Source organism: Synechococcus lacustris str. Tous, assembly GCF_003011125.1.
GTDB classification, from domain to species: Bacteria; Cyanobacteriota; Cyanobacteriia; order PCC-6307; family Cyanobiaceae; genus Synechococcus_D; species Synechococcus_D lacustris.
The window spans coordinates 1-1,226 of the sequence record NZ_PXVC01000198.1 but is presented as its reverse complement, the minus strand read 5'-3'; the positions used below and the strand labels follow the sequence as shown (position 1 = coordinate 1,226).

Annotated in this window: 2 protein-coding genes; both read right to left on the bottom strand. The window is 51.8% G+C overall.

Annotated elements, in window-relative coordinates:
• Positions 1 to 245: 245 nt before the first annotated feature.
• Complete coding sequence (locus tag C7K08_RS14280; protein ID WP_106501156.1) at positions 246 to 677, bottom strand: type II toxin-antitoxin system VapC family toxin; 432 nt, start codon at positions 675 to 677, stop codon at positions 246 to 248.
• Positions 677 to 913 carry a type II toxin-antitoxin system Phd/YefM family antitoxin gene (locus C7K08_RS14275; RefSeq protein WP_106501155.1) on the bottom strand — a complete coding sequence of 79 codons (237 nt, stop codon included), beginning with the start codon at positions 911 to 913 and terminating at the stop codon, positions 677 to 679. The genes C7K08_RS14280 and C7K08_RS14275 overlap by 1 nt, the downstream gene beginning before the upstream one ends.
• Positions 914 to 1,226: the final 313 nt, after the last annotated feature.

Sequence of the window (1,226 nt, the reverse complement as noted above, 5' to 3'; positions counted from 1 at the left end):
GCCGTGGCGATCGCAATTTGGTGTTGGAATGTTGTTAAATTCATCCACCCAATTCTTTTTAACCGATCTCAAATCTATGGTTTCTATTCTATTCTCATCGGCCAGCACTGGGTGAATTGTAAGCAGTGCTACGGGAATGCAGGAAATCCCTAGGGTTGTTGTTAGTGATTTAAGCAGGAAGTGCATTAATCTTGTATAAAGGGCATCTATTTCTTATATTAATCAAATTCCTCGGCAATAGCTTTTTAGCCGCCTGCCATGAGTAGTTCAGCCTCTAGGCCCAGCTGTTTTGCCGCTGCAACAAACGGAGCATCCAGGCTGCAGAGGGTGGCACCTCGAGCGCTTGCGATTGCAAGGTGCAGGGCATCGGCCGCTCGCAGGGTGGTAAGCCAACCGCGTAAGCAGGCATTGGCATTGCGGAAATCCTGAGGTTCGAGTTCCAGCAGCAGCAAGCCAGGCGCCAGGCTGCGCTCAAAACCCTGCAGAATGGCCTCTGCTTGGGCCTGGTTCAGGGCCCTGCGGCGCACCTTGAGGCCGAGGGCGGAATGGAGCTCAGTGACACTCCAGCTACTGATCGCCAGCGGCGCTTGCGCCTGGGCCAGAAATGAAGTTGCTGCTGAGGAGTGCACCTCCGGCATCAGCACTGCCAGCAACACACAGGTGTCGATGTAGAGCATTAGTTGCCAGGTTCATCACGCAACGCACTAATGATCTCCACACCACTTTTTAGTTGCTCTGGCAATGAACCTCGCAGGGCTGCCAGCTGGGGCAACATATCGCGTACATTGCAGCGCGGGACCAGATCGGCAATGGGCTTGCCGCGGCGGGTTATCACCACAGACTGGCCGGCTTCAACTGCATCCAAAAGGCTGGAGAGCTGGGTCTTAGCTTCTGCCACCGATACCTGAATCATGATAGTTGACCATCTAGATGATCAACTATAGGGGGGCGTCCCAGTAATAACAGGCACAGCCTCCTGCGGTTTTTTGCTGCTGACACAGCTTGTATAAATCTTGGGAGTTAACTGGCGCTTTGTTTTATAGATGCTCGCGTGGCCTATCGCACATACCCGTAGCTACGCATTAGTTTTTGCGCTGCGTCGGAGATTAGATATTGAATGAAAGATGAGGCTTGTGGATCCGCAGATGACGACAGAGCAATATTTAGATCTCTCCAAATACTTCCGCAGATGACGACAGAGCAATATTTAGATCTCTCCAAATACT

Bases quoted from the DNA above. Each gene is read 5' to 3' on its own strand.
- C7K08_RS14280 (WP_106501156.1), bottom strand. From the start codon at position 677: ATGCTCTACATCGACACCTGTGTGTTGCTGGCAGTGCTGATGCCGGAG.
- C7K08_RS14275 (WP_106501155.1), bottom strand. From the start codon at position 913: ATGATTCAGGTATCGGTGGCAGAAGCTAAGACCCAGCTCTCCAGCCTT.